Here is a 19,761-nt window from a genome sequence, read left to right as displayed (position 1 = left end):
TAACCGCCGCATCCTGGAGAACGTGACCCCGGGCGCAACCGGCATGCAACAGGACATAAAATGGATGTATTACGAGAGATTGTTCATGCGCTTTGGCAGCAGGACTTCATTGCCCTTGCCGACCCAAGCGTAATTTGGGTGGTTTATGCCGTGCTTTTCACCACTCTGTTCCTTGAAAATGGATTACTGCCAGCCTCCTTCCTGCCCGGCGACAGTCTGCTGCTGTTATCCGGTGCATTGATCGCCAAAGGCGTGATGGCTTTTGTCCCCACATTGATTATTCTGACCCTCGCCGCCAGCCTCGGCTGCTGGCTAAGCTATTTGCAGGGCCGCTGGTTGGGGCATACCCGCCTGGTGAAAGGCTGGCTGCTGCAACTGCCCGCCCAGTATCACCAACGCGCGCACAACCTGTTTAACCGTCACGGCCTGATGGCCCTGATGATCGGCCGCTTCCTCGGCTTTGTTCGCACCCTGCTGCCGACCATGGCCGGTATTTCAGGGCTGAACAGCGCGCGTTTTCATCTGTTTAACTGGTTAAGCGCGGTTGTTTGGGTCGGTACTCTGGTCAGCCTCGGCTACGCTTTCAGCCAGATCCCACTGGTGAAACGCTACGAAAGCCAGGTGATGACCGGGCTGATGATCCTGCCGCTGCTGCTGTTGCTGGTGGGCTTGCTGGGCGCCATGCTGGTTATCTGGCGCAAAAAGCGCGCCGCCGCCTAACCGACAGGCTTCGCCTCAATCAGCTCCATATTGGCGGGCAACTTGCTCGCCAGTCGATCCACCGCCATCCGCACCTTCAGCGGCAGATGCGGCGTCTGCGGCCACACCGCATGGGCGTCGAAAAACAGCCCCGGCCGATCTCGCATTATCCGCACCAATTCGCCTTTAATCAGTTGCTCGCGCACCAGCCAACACGGCAGCCAGGCAATGCCGAACCCGGCGACGGCCGCATCCGCTATCGCCTGCAGATCATCCATCTGCAGACGGGTGCCCGGCATCATCTCCCGCGTTACGCCGCCCGCTTCGGGGATCAACCAGTTACGCACCACGCCGGCACGCACATAAGCCACCGCATCGTGCTGCGCCAGTTCTTCGATGCTCTGCGGTTCACCGCGGCGCTGCAAGTAAGCCGGCGCGGCGCAGAGCGCCATGCGATGGTTACCGAGTCGCCGTGCCACCAGCCCGCTGCTGTTGGCCAACTCGCCGTTGCGGATCGCCAGATCAAAACCGTCCTCAATCAAATCCACGACGCGATCGTTAAACGACAGTTCCAGCTCCAGCCCGGGGTGTTCGCGCGCCAGTTCGGTCAGCAGTGGCGCGATGCACATGCGGCCGAACAGCACCGGCATCGATACCCTCAACCTGCCGCTGACCTCTCGTTTGCCCGACTCCAGCTGCGTTTCCGCCGCGCGGATCTCCTCCAGCGCTCGCAGGCAACGTTCGTAGAACAGCGCCCCGTCGTCGGTCAGGCTTAGGCTGCGGGTCGTGCGGTGGAACAGGCGCACGCCAAGCCGCTGCTCCAGTCTGGCGATGGTCTTCCCCACCGCCGAACGCGAAAGATGCAGCCGGCTGGCGGCCAGCGCAAAGCTCCCCGCGCCCACTGCAGTGACAAATACCGAAATGCCGTTCAAGCGGTCGGTCATGGTTTGTATCTCTTAAGGAAACAATTGAAAGAAATCTTATCGCCACTGGCGAATATCAATCAACGATAATATCGACAGGCCTACTTATTTCCGATTTTGGAGTGAATCATGACTGACACAATGCAACGCTGGACGATGGCCGCCCTGGGGCGTGAACATTTGCAACTGACCGAGAGCGCTATCCCGCAGCCGGGCCCGCACGAGATCAGGGTGAAAGTGAAAGCGGTGGCGCTCAACTACCGCGACAAACTGGTGATTGAAACCGGCATGGGAATGACGCTGCCGCAACCCTTTACCCCCGCCTCCGACATGGCCGGCGAGGTGGATGCCATCGGTGCCGGCGTCAGCCGCTTCCAACCCGGCGAACGGGTGATCTCCACCTTCAGCCCAGACTGGATCGACGGTCGACAGAAGCCGCACGGCGATGCGCGTACGCTGCCCTACCGCACCCTTGGCGGTTTCTATCAGGGCATGCTGGCGGAATACGTGGTGGTGCATGAAGACTGGCTGGCAGCAGCGCCCGCCTCGCTGGACGACGTACAGGCCAGCACTCTGCCCTGCGCCGGCCTGACCGCATGGTTCGCGTTGGTGGAACAGGGGCGCCTGCACGCCGGCGAATCGGTGTTGGTGCAAGGGACCGGCGGCGTGGCGCTGTTCGCGCTACAGATAGCCAAGGCGCACGGCGCTGAGGTGTACGTCACCTCAGCCAGCGATGAAAAACTGGCGCGCGCCAAAGCGCTGGGTGCCGATCACGGCATTAACCGCCTGAACGGCGATTGGGTGGATGCCGTGTATGAACTGACGCAAGACCGGGGTATCGACCACGTGGTTGACACCGTTGGCGGCCCCAACCTCGGCAATTCGGTGCGCGCCGTGGCGGTTCACGGGCGCATCTCGGTGATTGGCGCCCTGGAAGGCTTCGAAGTCTCCGCCCCTGCCGGCCCGCTGCTGATGAAATCGCCGGTGATTCAAGGTATTGGCGTCGGCCATCGCCGTGCGCTGGAAGATCTGGTGCGCGCCGTGGATCTCATCGGGCTGCAGCCGGTGATCGACCGGGTTTACCGCTTCGATCAACTGCCGCAGGCGCTCGATCATCTCGATCGCGGGGCCTTCGGCAAGATCGTGCTGACCCCTTGAAGCACGACCCGGCGGCAGGCAGGCGACGTTAACCGAGTGGACTGTCGCGCAGCCGGGCAATTTCATCGCTCGGCGTCACGCCAAAGAAGCGTTTGAATTCGCGGCTGAACTGCGAGGCGCTCTCATAGCCGACGCGGATCGCCGCGGTGCTGGCCTTCAGGCCGTCGTGCACCATCAATAAACGCGCCTTGTGCAGCCGATAAGATTTCACATATTGCAGCGGCGAGGTGTTGGTCACTGCCTTGAAGTTATGGTGAAACGCCGAGATGCTCATATTCACTTCGCCCGCCAGCTGCTCCACGTTGAGGCCTTCCGCATACTGGTTCTCGATGCGCCGCAGCGCCTTGGCGATTTGGCTAAAGTGCGTATGGCGGTTGACCAACTCCTGCAACGATGCCCCGCAGGAGCCGCGCAACACGTGATAGAGGATTTCACGCACGATCTGCGGGCCCAGCACCCGGGCGTCCAGCGGTTTGGCCATCACGTCCAGCAGGCGCTCGGTGGCGCACAGCATCTCTTCCGACAACGCCGCCAGATTGACCCCACTGCTTTCCCTGCGCGGCTGCATCAGGTAGTCGTCATCGCCGATATCGATCAGCAGGTCCTGCAGCATCTGGGTATCGATATTGACCGCCAACCCCACCAACGGCTGCTCGGGGCTGGCGAAGGTTTCGCACTCAAACGGCAACGGCACCGACATCAGCAGATAGTTGCGCGGATCGTACTGGAACACCTTGTTGCCGCAATAACCGACCTTGTGCCCCTGAAAAACGATCACCACCCCAGGTTCATACATCACCGGTTGACGCGGGCAGTAGCGATCGACGTACAGGATCTTGACCCGCGGCACCGGCGACGGCGTATAGCCGTTGCCCTCGGCAAAGCGCGCGGCCTGGCGCGCCATGCGGCAGCGCAGTTCATCGATTTCCGTCACTGAAACACCCTCTTACACTCAGAACAATTCGGCATAAATAATAGTTTAAAACTCTATTTTTCTACAACGCTTTGTAGGAATAGGCAAGACTTGCACAGGAATGTGCATTGTGCTGCGGGGCTAAGTTACTGACAATACGCATCAGATATTTTTGCGCCGTCGGCGCTTTGCCCCATGCAGAAGAGAAATGACCCCATGCAAAACTTTATTCTCCATACCCCAACCAAAATCCTGTTCGGCCAGGACCAAATTGCCGGCCTGGCACAGCAGATCCCTGCGGACGCACGCATCCTGATCACCTACGGTGGCGGCAGCGTGAAGAAAAACGGCGTGCTGGATCAGGTTTATGCCGCGCTGGCCGGCCGTAACGTGCAGGAGTTCTCCGGCATTGAGCCTAACCCAACCTACGAAACGCTGATGAAAGCGGTCGAAGTGGTACGCGCGGAAAACATCGATTTCCTGCTGGCGGTCGGTGGCGGTTCCGTGGTTGACGGCACCAAGTTCATTGCCGCAGCGGCCCATTACCAGGCGGACAGCGATCCGTGGCACATCCTGAAAACCGTCGGCAGCCAGATCACCGGTGCGGTGCCTATGGGTTGCGTGCTGACGCTGCCGGCCACCGGTTCCGAATCCAACAGCGGCGCAGTAATCACCCGCAAAAGCAGCGGCGACAAGCAACACTTCTTCTCGCCGCACGTGCAGCCGCTGTTCGCGGTGTTGGATCCGGTAGTGACCTACTCGCTGCCGCCACGCCAGATCGCCAACGGCGTGGTGGATGCCTTCGTGCACACCCTGGAGCAGTACCTGACCTACCCGGTCAACGCCAAAGTGCAGGACCGTTTTGCCGAAGGCCTGCTGCTGACGCTGTTGGAAGACGGCCCGCGCGCGCTGGCCGAGCCGGAAAACTACGGAGTTCGCGCTAATGTGATGTGGAGCGCCACCATGGCGTTGAACGGCCTGATCGGCGCCGGTGTGCCGCAGGACTGGGCGACCCACATGCTGGGCCACGAGCTGACCGCGATGCACGATCTTGACCATGCGCAGACGCTGGCGATCGTTCTGCCGGCCCTGTTGACCGAGAAAAAAGCGCAGAAGCGCGAAAAACTGCTGCAATACGCTGAACGCGTTTGGGGCCTGCGTGACGGCAGCGAAGACAGCCGCATTGACGGCGCCATCGCCGCCACCCGCGCCTTCTTCGAGCAAATGGGCGTGCCGACCCGCATGGCGGATTATCAGCTCGACGGCAGTTCGATCCCGGCGCTGCTCGACAAGCTGCATCAGCACGGCATGACCGCGTTGGGTGAACACCAGGACATCACGCTGGAAGTCAGCCAACGCATTTATGAAGCGGCACGTTAATCGCAAACCGGCGATTTCCTGCTAGGCTTTAGTTTCTATTTACCCTTTCTGCACCCTGCGCCCGACCGATCACCGGGCGCAGTTCAGCGCTTTATCTGCGCTGCCGATCGCATCGCATGACATCGTCTCGTTAATCAATGGGAGAAAAACATGACCTGTATCAGACCGTGCCGCAACCGCTGAAATTTGGTTAGCAAACTCAGCAACACCCCGGTTTGCCAACTAGAATTTATTTATAGCCGTTTTCCGGTGCATGCTGCGCCGGGCAATCAGTTCACAAGGAGATGCGCATGACAACGCAACAACCCATCATCAAACTCCACGATGGTAATCTGATGCCGCAGTTGGGTCTCGGCGTTTGGCAGGCGAGTATTTCGGAGACCACCAATGCAGTGACCAAAGCGCTGGAAATTGGTTATCGCTCGATTGATACCGCTGCGATCTACAAGAATGAGGAAGGGGTCGGTGCCGCGCTGCAATCTGCCTCGATACCGCGCGATCAACTGTTCATTACCACCAAGCTGTGGAACGACGATCAGGGCGATCCGCAGGCCGCGCTGGAAACCAGCCTGGAAAAACTCAAACTGGACTATGTCGATCTGTATCTGATCCACTGGCCCAAACCGCAACAGGATCAGTACGTCGACGCCTGGCGCGGGTTGATCAAGCTGCGCGAACAGGGGCTGATCAAGAGCATCGGCGTGTGCAATTTCCACATTCCGCACCTGCAGCGTCTGCTGGATGAAACCGGTATCGCGCCGGTGATCAATCAGATCGAGCTGCACCCGCTGCTGCAACAGCGCCAGCTGCGCGCCTGGAACGCCACCCATCATATCGCCACCGAGTCCTGGAGCCCGCTGGCACAGGGCGGCGAAGGGGTATTTGACCAACCGTTGATCAAACACCTGGCGGATAAATACGAGAAGACCCCGGCGCAAATCGTGGTGCGCTGGCACCTGGACAGCGGCCTGATCGTGATCCCGAAATCGGTCACGCCATCGCGTATCCGTGAAAATTTCGAGGTATTCGATTTCAAACTGGATAAAGACGAACTGAGCCAGATAACCCAACTGGATATCGGCAATCGCCTGGGGCCGGATCCCGAGTCTCTGTAATGTCAGCCGGCCCTCTCCCCAACGAGAGGGCCATTTCATTTCCCCGCTATAATTGCTCGCCGTTGGTGGCGATCACCCGCTGATACCAGCCAAAGCTCTGCTTCTTCTTGCGCGCCAGATTGTCGTTATGATCGACATAGACGAAACCGTATTGCTTCTGGTAACCGTTGAGCCAGGAAAGCAGATCGATAAACGACCAGGGGTAATAGCCACGCACGTCGGCACCCTGTTCGATCGCCGCGCCGATCGCCTGAATATGATCGCGCAGATAGTCAATGCGCGGTTGATCGCGCACCTCGCCGTCGACAATCGGATCCTTGGCGCCCAGCCCGTTCTCGGTGATGTAGAGGGGAATATTGCCGTAGCGTTTGACGATGCGGCCAATGGCGTCGGTCAGCCCTTGCGGGTAAACCTCCCAATCCCAATCGGTGTAAACGCCGTTCGGGTTGCGTACCTGTTTGAACAACCCCTTAAAGCCCAGTTCGCGCCCGCTGCCCTTCTGGCCGCTGGTATTGATGGCATAGCCGTCCACGTCGTCGTTATGCGCCACCATCTCGCGCTTGTAGTAATTCAGGCCGATAAAATCGACGATGTTCTGCTTGAGCAGTTCTTCGTCACCCGGCGCGAAATACGGCACGCCAAACGCCTGCTGCGCCATCGCCAACAGCTCCGCCGGGTATTCGCCCTTCAACACCGGATCGTACAGCCAATGGGTGAAGATCCCTTCGGCGATCTCGCAGGCGCGCCGATCCTGCGGAGAATCGCTGATCGGATCGTTAGGTTGCAGCACGTTAACGAAGCCGATCTGCCCGTCGATCCCCATTTCGCGGAAGCTTTTCACCGCCCGCGCATTGGCCAAGAATACATGGTGGCAAGCTTGAATACCCTTTTTCGGATCGGTCAGCCTGGGCGGATGCGCGCCCGTAATATAGCCCATGCCGATAAACACGATGGTTTCGTTGAAGGTTGACCACAGCTCGACGCGATCGCCAAAGCGCTGATAGCACAGGCGGGCGTATTCATCGAAGGCATCGACGATCTCACGCGACTCCCAACCGCCGAACTGTTCCTGCAATGCCTGCGGCAGATCCCAGTGATAAAGGGTGATCATGGGTTTGATATTGTGCTTCAGCAGTTCGTCGATAAGTTCGCTGTAAAAGCGGATGCCGGCTTCGTTCACCTCTCCCCGTCCCTGCGGCAACAGCCGCGGCCAGGAGATCGAAAATCGGTAGGTCTGCATGCCCAGCTCGGCCATCAGCGCCACATCCTCCCGGAAGCGGTGATAATGATCGACCGCCACGTCGCCGTTGGTGCCCTGGTAGGTGGTGCCGGGCAGATGGGAAAACAGATCCCAGTTGGACAGGCCCTTGCCATCGGCATCATAGCCGCCTTCAACCTGATAAGACGCGGTCGCCGCGCCCCAGAGGAAATCCTTGGGAAATACGCTCATGCGTTTTGCACTCCGTTCTGTTCCAGTAATCGATAAATTCTGACCAGCTCTTCCACCAGATCGCGCGCCAGCATCGCGTTCATGATGTGGTCCTGCGCGTGCACCATGATCAGGTTGACCGGCAGCTTGCCTTCGCCCTCGTCAAACCCGATCAGCTCAGTCTGGGTCGCGTGGGCGCGCTTTGCCGCCAGTTGCGATTCCGCCAGCAGAATATCCACCTGATCCCACTGGTATTTACGCGCCGCGTACAACGCCTGCATGGCGCAGCTGCGCGCCTCGCCGGCATTGATAATCAGCTCCATTACCGCCGTTTCCATGTCGATCATTCGGTCACTCCTTGCGTTTGTTCGATCGGATCCGCTTCACTCACTTCCTGATCCAGCAGTTGCTGCTCATAGACTTTAAAGAACGGGTAATAAATCAGCGCCGATACCGCCGCCAGCAGCAGCACCAGCAGCGCTGCACGGAAATCCCAGCCGGTGGCCCAGGCTGCGCCAATCGGCGCCGGTGCGGTCCAGGGCACTACCGAGATCACCCGGCCGATCAGATCCAGTTTCACCGCCGCATAGGCAATGATCGAATTGACGATCGGTGCGGTGATAAACGGGATAAAGAAGGTGGGATTCATCACGATCGGCGTGCCGAAGATCACCGGTTCGTTGATGTTGAAACAGCTCGGCACCAGGCTCAGCTTGCCGATCGACCGCAGATGCGCCGAACGGCTGCGCAGATAAAGCAGCACCAGCCCAAAAGTAGCGCCGGAGCCGCCAATCACGATAAAGAAAGTCCAGAAAGCTTCCATAAAGATGTGCGGCAGCGGCTGGCCGGCCGCGAGCATATCCTGGTTGATGCCCAGATTGGTCAGCCAGAACGCCTGCAGCATGCCGGAGACAATCACCGCGCCGTGAATGCCGGCAAACCACAGCAGATGGCCGATCAGTACCGCCAGCAGGATAGCCGGCAACGAGTCGGCGGCGGAAATCAGCGGCTGAAACAGCGCCATGATCGCCTGCGGCAACAGCAGGCCAAACTGGTGTTGCACCAGCAGGCTGAGCGGATACAGCGTGATCACCACTGCCAGGATCGGGATCAACAGATCGAATGACTGTTTGATCTTGGCCGGCACCTGCTCCGGCAGCGAGATACCGATATTGCGCACTTTAAGGAAACGGATCAGTTCGGTGGTGTAGAGCGCCACCAGAATGGCGGTGAAAATCCCCACGCCGCCCAACGCGGCGGTCGGCAGCACCTTCTCGGTCTGAGGCGCGGCGACCAGTAAAAAAGACATCAGCGCCAGCATCGCCGCCATAAAGGGCTCGAGCTTATAACTCTGCGCCAGATTGTAGGCGATGGCGGCGGTAATATAGATCGACATAATGCCCATCGTCATATTAAACGGGGTAAGAATGGCGACCTGATGTTTTTCCGCAGCATTCAGCCACCATTGGGCTATTCCCCAACTGCTGTCGGCGGCAAAAGGCGGATAGGCGAAGACCAGTAAAAATGAGCCGACGATCATGAACGGCATGGCGGAAATAAAACCGTCGCGGATCGCCATAATATGACGCTGGGTCGATAATTTACCGGCAATCGGGCTGATGCGGTTTTCAATGAAATTAAATGCGGCCTGGCTGATACTCATGGTTCAACCCTCGGGACGTTTGGTGAGTAATGGGGTGAAAAGCGGCTCAATCCTGGCCGGAGAGCCAGGTACAACGGGTACTGCACGCCTCCGGTTCTCTCGGTGTTATGCGATCATCGCCAAGGCTTCGGCCAGAATCTTATCGCCGCGCATCATGCCGTAATCCATGCTGTTAATAACCGCAATCGGCTTGTTTTCCCGATCGGCGATCTTTTTAAAATCGGCCAGCTTATATTTTATTTGTGGCCCCAGCAGGCAGCATTGGTAATTAGCCAGCGTAGATTCGAATTCTTCTATACCCACGGCAATAATATCCACCTCAATTCCCTGCTGTTCGGCAGACTTTTTCATTTTATTCACCACCATACTGGTCGACATGCCGGCAGCGCAGCAAAGAAATATCTTTTTCATCCGATCTCCTGAGGCTAATCGCGTACAAATGATTCAGTTGAGAAATGAGTATGGTGGAAAATATGAAAAAACAGCAACCGGTTTCAGTAACCGGTTTCATCATTTGATCGGGTTATGTGAGGAAGATCCAGAATTGCCGCCAGCGATGAATTCATCATGGTGCGGCACAAGAAAACAGCCACTTTTTTGCTAAAGATCTTTTACCTGGCTAACGCTATCATGACGCACCTGAGGCTACCCCCCACTCAACTAAAGCACGGAGCACCATGAAATTTTCTCTACGGCAGTGGTCACGCTTGGGCATCGTCTGCGCGATGCTGATATTGGCAGGCTGCGCCGGCAAAAAGCATCGCGTCAGTTACAATCCTCACGCCTACGACGACGCGATAGAAGATGCTGCCGATAAATACGGTGTCGACCAAAAACTGATTGCCGCGATGATTAAGGTAGAATCCGGCTTTAACCCAGAGGCGGTGAGTAAGTCCAATGCCATCGGTTTAATGCAGTTGAAAGCCGACACCGCCGGCTGCGATGCCTATCGCTACAAAGGGAAACGCGGCTGCCCGGACGACGACGATCTACTGGATCCCGATACCAATATCGATCTCGGTGCCGCCTATCTGGCCGTGTTGCAAAAACAGCAGCTTAGAGGGATCTACGATCCAGTGACTCTGCGTTACGCCACCATTATCGCCTACGTAAACGGCACAGGCGCGCTATTGCGGACCTTTTCCAGCAACCGCGAGCAAGCCATCACGATGATTAACACTCTGTCGCCGGAAGCCTTTAACTGGCATGTGCGCAAATATCATCCCGCCCCGCAGGCACCGCGCCATTTGATGAAAGTCGAAGCGGCCTACGAGCAATTGTGATTTTCAAAAGCAAAAAAGGAGAACCCGGGGGTTCTCCTTTCATTTTAAGCACCTGACTCGGCCGTTACGCTTTGCCGTTGCGGATAGGCTTGCGCGGCGGCTTGTTCGACGGCGTACGCTGCCGGGTAATATCGGTATGCTTGGTCAACGCCGGGCGAGTATGACGCTGCAGGCGTTTCGCTTCGCGCTGCTCGTCGATGCTTGGCGCCGGCACCAGACATTCGCGGCGGCTGCCGATCAGGTGCTTCATGCCCATTTCTTCCAGCGCGGTGCGGATCATCGCCCAGTTAGCCGGGTCATGATAGCGCAACAGCGCCTTGTGCAGGCGACGCTGACGATCGCCGCGCGGCACGACCACGTCTTCCGACTTATACCCTACCTTGCTCAACGGGTTCTTGCCGGTGTAATACATGGTGGTGGAGTTGGCCATCGGTGAAGGATAGAAGTTCTGCACCTGATCGAGGCGGAAACGGTTTTTCTTCAGCCACAGCGCCAGATTCACCATGTCCTCATCGCGGGTGCCCGGATGCGAAGAGATAAAATACGGGATCAGATACTGCTCTTTGCCCGCCAGCTTCGAATAATGGTCGAACAGCTGTTTGAACCGATCGTAGCTGCCCATACCCGGCTTCATCATTTTCGACAGCGGCCCTTCTTCGGTGTGTTCCGGGGCGATCTTCAGATACCCGCCGACGTGGTGGGTTGCCAGTTCTTTGATGTAGCGCGGATCTTCCACCGCCAGGTCATAACGTACACCAGAAGCGATCAGGATCTTCTTGACCCCCTCCAGTGAACGCGCGCGGCGATACAGGTTGATGGTCGGCTCGTGGTTGGTATCCATGTAGGTGCAGATTTCCGGATAGACGCACGAGGCGCGACGGCAGGTCTGCTCGGCGCGCGGGTTAGTGCAGCGCAGCATGTACATGTTGGCGGTCGGGCCACCCAGATCGGAGATCACGCCGGTAAAGCCCGGCACCTTGTCGCGGATCTCTTCGATTTCACGAATGATAGAATCTTCCGAGCGGCTCTGGATAATGCGCCCTTCATGCTCGGTGATCGAACAGAACGAACAGCCGCCGTAGCAACCGCGCATGATATTCACCGAGAATCGGATCATGTCGTAGGCCGGGATGGTTTCCTTGCCGTAGGACGGATGCGGAATACGCTGGTACGGCAGGGCAAACACGCTGTCCATTTCCGGCGTGGTCAGCGGGATTGCCGGCGGGTTGATCCACACGTAACGGTCACCGTGCGACTGCATCAGCGCACGGGCGCAGCCTGGGTTGGTTTCATGGTGCAGAATTCGCGAGGTGTGCGCATACAGCACTTTGTCGGCCTTCACTTTTTCGAAGGACGGCAGCAGCACGTAGGTTTTTTCCCACGGCTTTGGCTTGGCAGCGCGCACGGTGACCGGCTTGGCTTCCGGCTCCGGCGTACCGCCGTTGGCGCACGGCAGATCTTCGCCGTAAGGGTTAGGGATAGGCTCAATGCGGCCCGGCTTGTCCAGACGGGTAGAATCCACACCGGCCCAGCCCGGCAACGCGCCCTTGCGCATGACCGCCGTATTGCGGATATCGTGGATCTCACTGATTTTTTCGCCGGCGGCCAGGCGGTGCGCCACTTCCACCAGCGGGCGCTCACCGTTGCCGTAGATCAGCATATCGGCTTTGGAATCCACCAGCACCGAACGGCGCACGGTATCCGACCAGTAATCGTAGTGGGCGATGCGACGCAGGCTGGCTTCGATGCCACCCAGCACGATCGGCACGTCTTTATAGGCTTCTTTGCAGCGCTGGCTGTACACCAGCGTCGCGCGATCCGGGCGTTTGCCGCCCACGTTGCCGGCAGTATAGGCATCGTCGTGGCGCAGTTTGCGATCGGCGGTGTAGCGGTTGATCATCGAGTCCATGTTGCCGGCGGTGATGCCGAAGAACAGGTTCGGTTTGCCCAGGCGCATAAAGTCGTCTTTATTGCTCCAGTCCGGCTGCGCAATAATGCCCACGCGGAAGCCCTGCGCTTCCAGCATGCGGCCGATGATCGCCATGCCGAAACTCGGGTGATCGACATAGGCGTCACCACTGATAATGATCACATCGCAGCTGTCCCAGCCCAGTTGATCCATCTCTTCGCGCGACATCGGTAAAAACGGCGCGGTGCCATAACATTCGGCCCAATAAGGCTTATAGGAAAACAATTCACGGTCGGGTTGGATCAGGCTGGTCGTGCTCATTCTGGTGCTCTTTCACAGGTTAATTAATCGCCGGGCGGCGATTATACGCACTAGTGACAAAAAGAGCATGGTTATTTCACACATTAGTCACATCGCCAACCCGCTTGCCCCTCGACTCCGGGCGTTTGCGACGTCATCATAGCCTATTCTGTCCGGCCCGGCGGCCGGCGGCGGAGAACATTAATGAGTGATTTTTTAGCAGTAAAACCGGTTTTGGTGCTGGGCAGCGCGATCGGTGAAGTCGATCTGGGACAACAGCGGCAGATTGGCGGCAGTGCATTTAATGTAGCGCGCGCGCTGAGCCGCCTGCAGGTGCCGGTGGTCAATGGCATGCCGGTGGGCAATGGCGAATGGGGCGTGATGATTGAAGCGGCCATGAACGCGCTCGGCCTGCCGGTGCTGCTGCGCCACGGCCAGAAGGATAACGGCCACCGCCTGACGCAACTGGAACCCTGCGGCAAACGCACCCTTGTCAAGGTACCGGGCTGCGAAACGCAGTGGAACAAGGCCCAGCTCGCCATGCTGCCGATGACGCCTGAAACGCTGATCTACATCCATGGCGACGAACTGACGGGTGAGAGCGGCGAAGCGCTGCGCGACTGGCTGACACGGTTGCCGTTCGATCAATGGCGCCTGATCGATCCCGGCCCGCGCGTTGGCCTGCTGGATGCGGATTTCTTCGCCATGCTCAGCGACAGCGACACGGTACTGACGCTTAACCGCAGCGAAACGGCAACGCTGTGCGGTGAAGGCGACGCGGTCACCGCCACACAGCGTTTTGCCGCGGCACACAATATTACGCTGATATGCCGGCTGGAAGATGAAGGCGCATGGCTTTGCGATGGCCGTAACCCGCCGCTTAACCTTGCCGAATACCGGGTCCAGGTGGTGGATACTCTCGGTGCCGGCGACGCCCACTGCGCCGGTCTGCTGGCCGGTGTCTCCGCCGGCTGGCCGCTGCCGCAGGCGGTCAGCCTGGCTAACCGCGTGGCTGCCTGCGTAGTGGCAAGCCAGGGTGCAGCAGGCGCACCAGGCTGGCAACAGCTGCAACAACGCTTTCCCGACAACTAAAATGCAATGGGCGCGCTACTGCGCCCATCTCCCCCAGCGCTAATGAGCGCGCTCAACGGGCCCGGCGTGCTCCTCCGGCCGGTGCTGATAATGGAAGGTCAGTGCGAAGACCACGCCCAGCACCAGCGTATACAACGCGAAAACCAGCCAGATGCTCTGCCAGTCTTTTACGCCGTTGCGGGTAAAGAAATCCACCACCTCGCCACTGGCGATGGCCCCCAGATAAGCACCCAGCCCATTCACCATTGTCATGAACAGCCCCTGCGCGCTGGCGCGGATGCGGTGGTCAGCCTCTTTCTCAACAAAGATCGCGCCGGAAATATTGAAGAAATCAAAGGCACAGCCGTAGACGATCATCGAAAGCAGCAGCAGCACGAAGCCAAAACCGGCCGGGGTACCGTAGGCCAGGAACAGGAAGCGCAGCGTCCAGGCCGCCATGCTGATCAACATCACCTGCTTAATGCCGTATCTGCGCAGGAAAAACGGAATGGTGAGGATGAAAAACACCTCGGAAATTTGCGACAACGACAACAGCACCGCCGGGTATCTGACGCTGAAGCTGTCCTGATACAACGGGTTTTGCGCAAAATCGTGCAGGAACGGGTTGCCGAAGGTATTGGTCACTTGCAACGCAGCGCCCAACAGCATGGCAAACAGGAAAAACAGCGCCATGCGCCGTTGACGGAATAAGACCAGCGCGTCCAGCCCCAGTACGTTGAACCCGCTTTTTGATTTTTCCACTTTGCTGGTCGGGCAGTTCGGCAGCGTCAGCGAATAGCCGGCCAACAGCAGCGACACCCCGGAGGCCAAATACAATTGCATATTGCTGAGTTCAATTTTGCTAAAGCCGATCAGCCACATCGCCACAATAAAACCCAGGGTGCCGTACACCCGCACCGGCGGGAAATCCTTCACCGTATCGTAACCGTGCTTCTCCAGGCAAAAATAGGCAATGGCGTTGGACAGCGAAATGGTCGGCATATACATCATGGCATTGAACAACATGACCCAGAACATCACCATCGGCTGCTCAACCTGGGCGGCACAGTACAGCGCGACCGCGCCGAACAGATGGCACAGCGCATACAGATGGTTGGCCTTGACCCAGCGATCGGCAACGATGCCCGCCAGCCCCGGCATGATCAGCGCCGCGATGCCCTTGGCGCTGTACACCATGCCCACCTGCATCCCGCTGAAATGCAAGGTGTTAATCATGTAAGATCCCAGCGTAACCAGCCAGGCGCCCCAAATAAAAAACTGCAGAAAAACCATTACCTTCAGTCGCGTTTTTATTGCCATCACCATCACCTTATTATTTTGATTGAAACGATGATTCGCACGACAGGGTCCCTGCACCCTGCCGCGGGGTTTACAGCATTAAAGCGTTTTGAAGAACTCACGGATCAGACGCATAAAATCGTCGGCCGCCAGCGCGGCGCAGCTCAGGGTTTGTTCATGGGAAAGCGGCGTATCGGACAGCCCTTCGGCGTAGTTGGTCATTGCCGACACCACCAGCACCTTCAGGCCACAGTGGCGAGCCGAGAGCACTTCCGGCACGATCGACATGCCGACAACGTCGCACCCCAGCGTCTGCATCATGCGAATTTCCGCCGGGGTTTCGAAGTTAGGCCCGGTGTAGGCGGCAAATACCCCTTCGGCCAGCGGAATGCCCGCACGCTCGGCTACCTGCGCCAGTTGGCCGCGCAGTCCGCGGTCATAGGCGTTGGCCAGGCTGAAGAAGCGCGGACCAAAACGCTCGTCGTTGTCGCCAACCAGCGGTGATTCAGGCATAAAGTTGATGTGATCGGTAAGCGCCACCAGGCTGCCCGGTGGTACCGACTGGCGCAGCGAACCCGCAGCGTTGGTCGCCAGCAAGAATTCGCAGCCCAGCAATTTGAACGTGCGCACTGCGGTAGTCATCACCTGCATGCCGCGCCCTTCGTAGTAGTGCCCGCGGCCTTTCATGCACAGTACCGGCACGCCTTCCAGCCAGCCGGCGACCAGTTGCCCGGCGTGGCCCGCAACGCCGCTGACCGGAAAACCGGGCAACTCCGCGTAATCGATGGTCAGGGTGTCGGTCATCACCTCCGCCAACGCGCCCAACCCGGAGCCCAATATCAGCGCGGCGCGCGGCTGGAAGCCTGGCAGGCGTCGGCGGATCGCTTCGGCACAGGAAAAAGCATCTTCTTGATTAAACATAGTATTCTCTTCTGTGGAGGGTGAAACTATCCCCATAGTAGAGAGCGATGCGCGGCGGCGACCAATACATTATTGGCAGCCGATTTATTCCGTTTACCTATAAATTGGTAGCACCAGGAGGCCATCATCAGCATAAAATCGCCCCGGCAACTGCCGGACCCCAGCCGGATTAACTTCCGCCTGCTGCACTATTTCCGCGTTGTGGCGGAGGAAATGAACTTCACCCAAGCCGCGCTGAGGCTGAATATTTCGCAGCCGCCGCTCAGCAAGCACATTAAAGAACTGGAGAGCCAACTCGGCGTGGCGCTATTCAAGCGCACCACCCGTTCGATGTCGCTGACGCTGGCCGGCCGCACGCTGTTTCGCAACGTCGAGATGTTGTTGGATCAGGCCGGCCATGCGCTGAATCAGGTACAGCAATTGGGCCGTGGCGAGGCCGGTCATATGGTGGTCGGTATCGTCGGCACCTCGGTATGGGGCGGGTTGATCCCGGCATTGAAGCGCTTTACCGGGCAAACCGCCAACGTGACCTGGACACTGAATGAGCTGACGCCCAGCCAGCAGATCACCGCGCTGCAAAAGCGTCATATCGATATTGGCGTCTGGCGGGAGGCCAGGGAACAGGCATTGCCGGGGTTGGCCTGCCAGCTGCTGGCGCGGGAGAACATTGCGGTAGTGCTGCCACTCGATCACCCGCTGGCACAGGCGGAAAGCCTGCCGCTCGCGGCGCTGCAGCATGACAAATTCATGGTCCTGCCGCCGCACGAGGCCAGTCTGGGGCTATATCTGCACAATCTGTGCCTGCAACAGGGATTCAAACCGGACATCGCCTATCAGGTCAATGAACCGCAAACGCTGATGGCGCTGGTGGCCGAAGGTTATGGCATCACGCTGCTGCCGGACAGCTACGGGCGCATTCCGTGGCCCGGCGTGCGGTTTTGCCCGCTGCAACAGGCACCCTCAGCGGATTTGTACGCCATTTATCATGCCGAAAGCGCCACACCGGTAGTACGGGCGTTTCTGGAAATGCTGCGTGCGGCCCCCTGACGGCGCCGCACAGAGCCGGCTTAAGGTGCCGGCTGTACCATAAACTGGCCGGCGGTACCGCGATCCGCCATCTCCAGCGTCTGGCTGTAGAACAGGAACGGGAAGTGTTCCGAAGTGGACTGATTGAAGTAAACCAGCAGCTCGACGTCGCCGTCGACCCATACGGTGTCCTTCCAACCGCGATCTTCCGCCATTGGTTGTGCGCCATTGACGCGTTTCACCAGGAATTGCACGCCCTGAATATGGAACGCCTGCGGCGTATCCGCGTGAATGTTCCAGCGCTCCCAGGTACCCTGCTGCGTTTGCACATCGATGCGGTTCATGTCCCAGATAGCGCCGTTGATCCCAGGCTGGCTGTCGCCCAGACGGAATTCGCGGGTGCGACTGGCGCTGCCGTCCAACAGTTGATCCGCCAACAGGCGCATCGGCAAGTTATCGGTCACCAACGGCAACAGGCCGGTAGGCCGCAGCGTCAGCACCTGTGTGGAGACCAGAATGCTCGAAGGTTCAAACAGGCCACGCAGGCGATCCATCATGCCCGCCGCCTCACCGGCGGTGATGGTCACCTCATCGCCTTTCGACATATCGATCAGCACTTCGCGGCGTTCGCCCGGCGCCAGCGAAAGTTGCTGCACCGCCACCGGCGCAGGCAGGAAGCCCTGATCGCTGGCAACAACGTTGAACGGCCGACCGTCGCTCAACTGCAGCATGTAGCGGCGAGAGTTGGAGGCATTGAGCAGGCGCAGACGTACCCAGCCGCGTGAAACTTCGACGTAAGGATTTTGCACGCCGTTGACCAGCAACGTATCACCGACAAAACCGCCCTGCGACGGCGGATCGTATTCCGGCGTACCGAAGTTATCCAACCGCTTGTCCTGAATGATCAGCGGGAAGTCGTCAACGCCGTAATGGTTCGGTAACGGCAGGGCTTTGCTGACCTCATCCTCGACCAGCCATAGCCCGGTCAGACCATTGTAAACGTGCGGCGCCATACGGTTCGGCGTGCTGGCGTGATACCAGCAGGTGGCCGCGCTCTGGCGAATAGGCAACACCGGCGACCAGTCAACGTTAGGTGACATCATGCGCGGCGCGCCGCCCATTAAGGTGCCGGGCACCTGCAGGCCGCTGATGGTCATCGCCACCGGCTCCGGCAGACGGTTGCTGTAGATCAGCTTGACGTCGTCCCCGTTATAAACCCGCACAGTCGGCCCAAGATACATGCCGTTAATGCCCCACACCGATGCCTTGCGGTTATCCATAAACGCCCAGTGGGCACGCTGCAAGGTTAAAAACAGCGGCTGACCGCGGCGGGATTCCAGCAAAGGAGGAATGGGTAATGGCGTCTGCGTTCCGCTCGCCTCAGCCCTCAGCGGCACGGCTCCCGCGCACAGCGCCAAGCCCGATGCCTGAATAAACTGACGTCGACTGAGTGACATATTTTCTCCATGAAAAGCAATGACTAAACTCTGGGCAAAGACCGGGCCCCTGTTAATCAGATTAGCAGGAGCCCAGGCGTTAACGGCATCACGCGCCGTTTAAAAATTCATTCTTTGAAGCCGGTTGGAATATTATTTTCCGGCCGCATTGCGCTGGGCGACTTCTTCGTCCAGCTCGGCGATTTTCGCCAGCATCAGCTCATGGCAATGGGCCGCCAACTCACGCACATTTTCTCTGCCGTAATTGCTGATGTCGATCGGCTCCAGTATTTCTACGATCGCATGGCCATTATTCCAACGGTTAAGATTAATTTTACCGGTGGTGGTAGAAACGCAGATCGGCACAATCGGCACCCCTGCGGCGATTGCCGCGTGGAATGCGCCGGTTTTAAACGGCATCAACCCGCGCCCGCGGCTGCGGGTGCCTTCAGGAAACATCCAGATCGAAATGTCTCTCTTCTTGAACTGTTCGGCTACCTGGGCAATGGTGCCGTGCGCTTTGGCGCGGTTATCCCGATCAATCAGCAGATTACCGGTCAGCCAATACAGCGGGCCAAAAAAAGGAACCCACAACAGGCTTTTTTTACCGACGGTCACGGTTCGCGGCTGCACGGCTTTGGCGGCCGTCACCATATCGTAATTATTCTGGTGATTGGCGATATAAATGCAGTTGCCGTTTTTGGCCGCATCGGCCGGTACGCGGACTTCTACTTTCAGCCCGAATAACCCGGACAGGCGGCCAAACAGGTGGCCGAACGTCGCCACATGGCGGGGATCGCGGGGACGGAGTAACAAACAATAAATAGAACCGAAAATGCACACCAAAAGACAATATAGTGTGGCGAGCACGGCACGTAAAATTAATAACATAACAACCTCATTAGCACACTGCCGACGCAGCCTGAAGCGCCACGCAGATCCCTTTATCCCCTTCATACTTGAAGCTGCCTCTGTGTTGGCTGCGTCCGCGCCCCCCAATCACTTAGTTTACTAAGCTCCTGGGGATTTACGGCCTTGCCGCCTTGATGCAACTCCAATTATTTTGGGTAAACTCATTCTTTGAGTGCAGAGTCCGAAAACCTGCCCTGCATTTTTTTCTATTTTCCCGCCAGCCGACGATACGCACAATAATTTTATGCAGGGAAATGTTAACTATTTGAAAATAATTGCCGGTGGCGGGAAATAAAGCGGGCGCAGCATGCTGCGCCCGTTTGT

At 58.3% G+C, this 19,761-nt stretch carries 18 protein-coding genes; 7 read left to right on the top strand and 11 right to left on the bottom strand.

Features of this window, described 5'->3' with window-relative positions:
• Positions 1–60 precede the first annotated feature (60 nt).
• Complete coding sequence (locus QZQ97_RS19170; RefSeq protein WP_311994738.1) at positions 61–720, top strand: DedA family protein; 660 nt, start codon at positions 61–63, stop codon at positions 718–720.
• Here the strand turns inward: QZQ97_RS19170 and QZQ97_RS19165 are convergent.
• Positions 717–1,643 carry a LysR family transcriptional regulator gene (locus QZQ97_RS19165; RefSeq protein ID WP_311994737.1) on the bottom strand — a complete coding sequence of 309 codons (927 nt, stop codon included), beginning with the start codon at positions 1,641–1,643 and terminating at the stop codon, positions 717–719. The two genes, QZQ97_RS19170 and QZQ97_RS19165, sit on opposite strands and share 4 nt — an antisense overlap.
• Before the next feature lie 108 nt (positions 1,644–1,751).
• Here QZQ97_RS19165 and QZQ97_RS19160 point away from each other — a divergent pair, with 108 nt between their 5' ends.
• The gene (locus QZQ97_RS19160; protein WP_311994736.1) at positions 1,752–2,780 is read left to right on the top strand and encodes a zinc-dependent alcohol dehydrogenase family protein; all 1,029 of its coding nucleotides are present in this window, start codon (positions 1,752–1,754) and stop codon (positions 2,778–2,780) included.
• 28 nt (positions 2,781–2,808) lie between these two features.
• Here the strand turns inward: QZQ97_RS19160 and QZQ97_RS19155 are convergent, their stop codons facing one another.
• The gene (locus tag QZQ97_RS19155; RefSeq protein ID WP_063200834.1) at positions 2,809–3,714 is read right to left on the bottom strand and encodes an AraC family transcriptional regulator; all 906 of its coding nucleotides are present in this window, start codon (positions 3,712–3,714) and stop codon (positions 2,809–2,811) included.
• A 195-nt stretch (positions 3,715–3,909) separates the two neighbouring features.
• On the opposite strand from QZQ97_RS19155, the gene yqhD reads away from it, so the two are divergent.
• Positions 3,910–5,073 (top strand): alcohol dehydrogenase, encoded by a 1,164-nt coding sequence (gene yqhD, locus QZQ97_RS19150; RefSeq protein ID WP_311994735.1) that lies wholly within the window; start codon positions 3,910–3,912, stop codon positions 5,071–5,073.
• A 290-nt stretch (positions 5,074–5,363) separates the two neighbouring features.
• Positions 5,364–6,188: a 2,5-didehydrogluconate reductase DkgA gene (gene dkgA, locus QZQ97_RS19145; protein ID WP_311994734.1), complete on the top strand. Its 825-nt coding sequence runs from the start codon at positions 5,364–5,366 to the stop codon at positions 6,186–6,188.
• A gap of 46 nt (positions 6,189–6,234) precedes the next feature.
• Here the strand turns inward: dkgA and QZQ97_RS19140 are convergent, their stop codons facing one another.
• The 4 genes from QZQ97_RS19140 to QZQ97_RS19125 form a co-directional block, all read right to left on the bottom strand.
• Entirely contained in the window at positions 6,235–7,638 is a 1,404-nt protein-coding gene (locus tag QZQ97_RS19140; protein WP_311994733.1) for a GH1 family beta-glucosidase, read from the bottom strand.
• Positions 7,635–7,964, bottom strand: coding sequence for a PTS lactose/cellobiose transporter subunit IIA (locus tag QZQ97_RS19135; RefSeq protein ID WP_004948247.1), 330 nt, complete (start codon positions 7,962–7,964; stop codon positions 7,635–7,637). The genes QZQ97_RS19140 and QZQ97_RS19135 overlap by 4 nt, the downstream gene beginning before the upstream one ends.
• Positions 7,961–9,280 (bottom strand): PTS sugar transporter subunit IIC, encoded by a 1,320-nt coding sequence (locus QZQ97_RS19130; protein ID WP_311994732.1) that lies wholly within the window; start codon positions 9,278–9,280, stop codon positions 7,961–7,963. The genes QZQ97_RS19135 and QZQ97_RS19130 overlap by 4 nt, the downstream gene beginning before the upstream one ends.
• Positions 9,281–9,385: 105 nt before the next feature.
• A complete protein-coding gene (locus QZQ97_RS19125) occupies positions 9,386–9,691 on the bottom strand; it encodes a PTS sugar transporter subunit IIB (RefSeq protein ID WP_006320614.1) in 306 nt (101 codons plus the stop codon).
• 266 nt (positions 9,692–9,957) lie between these two features.
• Here QZQ97_RS19125 and QZQ97_RS19120 point away from each other — a divergent pair, with 266 nt between their 5' ends.
• Positions 9,958–10,563: a transglycosylase SLT domain-containing protein gene (locus QZQ97_RS19120; protein ID WP_311994731.1), complete on the top strand. Its 606-nt coding sequence runs from the start codon at positions 9,958–9,960 to the stop codon at positions 10,561–10,563.
• 64 nt (positions 10,564–10,627) lie between these two features.
• Here the strand turns inward: QZQ97_RS19120 and QZQ97_RS19115 are convergent, their stop codons facing one another.
• Positions 10,628–12,793 carry a YgiQ family radical SAM protein gene (locus QZQ97_RS19115; protein WP_311994730.1) on the bottom strand — a complete coding sequence of 722 codons (2,166 nt, stop codon included), beginning with the start codon at positions 12,791–12,793 and terminating at the stop codon, positions 10,628–10,630.
• A 183-nt stretch (positions 12,794–12,976) separates the two neighbouring features.
• Here QZQ97_RS19115 and QZQ97_RS19110 point away from each other — a divergent pair, with 183 nt between their 5' ends.
• Positions 12,977–13,864 (top strand): PfkB family carbohydrate kinase, encoded by an 888-nt coding sequence (locus QZQ97_RS19110; RefSeq protein ID WP_311994729.1) that lies wholly within the window; start codon positions 12,977–12,979, stop codon positions 13,862–13,864.
• A gap of 39 nt (positions 13,865–13,903) precedes the next feature.
• Here the strand turns inward: QZQ97_RS19110 and QZQ97_RS19105 are convergent, their stop codons facing one another.
• Both QZQ97_RS19105 and xapA read right to left on the bottom strand, forming a co-directional pair.
• The gene (locus tag QZQ97_RS19105; protein ID WP_311994728.1) at positions 13,904–15,163 is read right to left on the bottom strand and encodes a nucleoside permease; all 1,260 of its coding nucleotides are present in this window, start codon (positions 15,161–15,163) and stop codon (positions 13,904–13,906) included.
• A 78-nt stretch (positions 15,164–15,241) separates the two neighbouring features.
• Complete coding sequence (xapA, locus tag QZQ97_RS19100) at positions 15,242–16,063, bottom strand: xanthosine phosphorylase (RefSeq protein ID WP_311994727.1); 822 nt, start codon at positions 16,061–16,063, stop codon at positions 15,242–15,244.
• Between the two features lie 150 nt (positions 16,064–16,213).
• Here xapA and QZQ97_RS19095 point away from each other — a divergent pair, with 150 nt between their 5' ends.
• Entirely contained in the window at positions 16,214–17,110 is an 897-nt protein-coding gene (locus QZQ97_RS19095; RefSeq protein WP_442995317.1) for a LysR family transcriptional regulator, read from the top strand.
• 20 nt (positions 17,111–17,130) lie between these two features.
• Here the strand turns inward: QZQ97_RS19095 and ftsP are convergent, their stop codons facing one another.
• Positions 17,131–18,546 carry a cell division protein FtsP gene (gene ftsP, locus QZQ97_RS19090; RefSeq protein WP_311994726.1) on the bottom strand — a complete coding sequence of 472 codons (1,416 nt, stop codon included), beginning with the start codon at positions 18,544–18,546 and terminating at the stop codon, positions 17,131–17,133.
• A gap of 132 nt (positions 18,547–18,678) precedes the next feature.
• Positions 18,679–19,416, bottom strand: a complete 738-nt coding sequence (locus tag QZQ97_RS19085) for a 1-acylglycerol-3-phosphate O-acyltransferase (RefSeq protein WP_311994725.1) — start codon at positions 19,414–19,416, stop codon at positions 18,679–18,681.
• Between the last annotated feature and the right edge of the window lie 345 nt (positions 19,417–19,761).

The sequence above is a fragment of the Serratia sp. root2 genome, from assembly GCF_031931805.1.
Classification (GTDB): domain Bacteria; phylum Pseudomonadota; class Gammaproteobacteria; order Enterobacterales; family Enterobacteriaceae; genus Serratia; species Serratia inhibens.
The sequence above is the reverse complement of the archived record's forward strand: the minus strand, read 5'-3'. Positions and strand labels throughout refer to the sequence as shown.

Coding starts and splice junctions, on each gene's coding strand:
- QZQ97_RS19105 (WP_311994728.1), bottom strand. CDS start 15,163: ATGGCAATAAAAACGCGACTGAAGGTAATGGTTTTTCTGCAGTTTTTT.
- QZQ97_RS19165 (WP_311994737.1), bottom strand. CDS start 1,643: ATGACCGACCGCTTGAACGGCATTTCGGTATTTGTCACTGCAGTGGGC.
- QZQ97_RS19085 (WP_311994725.1), bottom strand. CDS start 19,416: ATGTTATTAATTTTACGTGCCGTGCTCGCCACACTATATTGTCTTTTG.
- QZQ97_RS19135 (WP_004948247.1), bottom strand. CDS start 7,964: ATGATCGACATGGAAACGGCGGTAATGGAGCTGATTATCAATGCCGGC.
- dkgA (WP_311994734.1), top strand. CDS start 5,364: ATGACAACGCAACAACCCATCATCAAACTCCACGATGGTAATCTGATG.
- QZQ97_RS19170 (WP_311994738.1), top strand. CDS start 61: ATGGATGTATTACGAGAGATTGTTCATGCGCTTTGGCAGCAGGACTTC.
- QZQ97_RS19115 (WP_311994730.1), bottom strand. CDS start 12,793: ATGAGCACGACCAGCCTGATCCAACCCGACCGTGAATTGTTTTCCTAT.
- QZQ97_RS19120 (WP_311994731.1), top strand. CDS start 9,958: ATGAAATTTTCTCTACGGCAGTGGTCACGCTTGGGCATCGTCTGCGCG.
- QZQ97_RS19140 (WP_311994733.1), bottom strand. CDS start 7,638: ATGAGCGTATTTCCCAAGGATTTCCTCTGGGGCGCGGCGACCGCGTCT.
- yqhD (WP_311994735.1), top strand. CDS start 3,910: ATGCAAAACTTTATTCTCCATACCCCAACCAAAATCCTGTTCGGCCAG.
- QZQ97_RS19110 (WP_311994729.1), top strand. CDS start 12,977: ATGAGTGATTTTTTAGCAGTAAAACCGGTTTTGGTGCTGGGCAGCGCG.
- QZQ97_RS19130 (WP_311994732.1), bottom strand. CDS start 9,280: ATGAGTATCAGCCAGGCCGCATTTAATTTCATTGAAAACCGCATCAGC.
- QZQ97_RS19125 (WP_006320614.1), bottom strand. CDS start 9,691: ATGAAAAAGATATTTCTTTGCTGCGCTGCCGGCATGTCGACCAGTATG.
- QZQ97_RS19160 (WP_311994736.1), top strand. CDS start 1,752: ATGACTGACACAATGCAACGCTGGACGATGGCCGCCCTGGGGCGTGAA.
- xapA (WP_311994727.1), bottom strand. CDS start 16,063: ATGTTTAATCAAGAAGATGCTTTTTCCTGTGCCGAAGCGATCCGCCGA.
- ftsP (WP_311994726.1), bottom strand. CDS start 18,546: ATGTCACTCAGTCGACGTCAGTTTATTCAGGCATCGGGCTTGGCGCTG.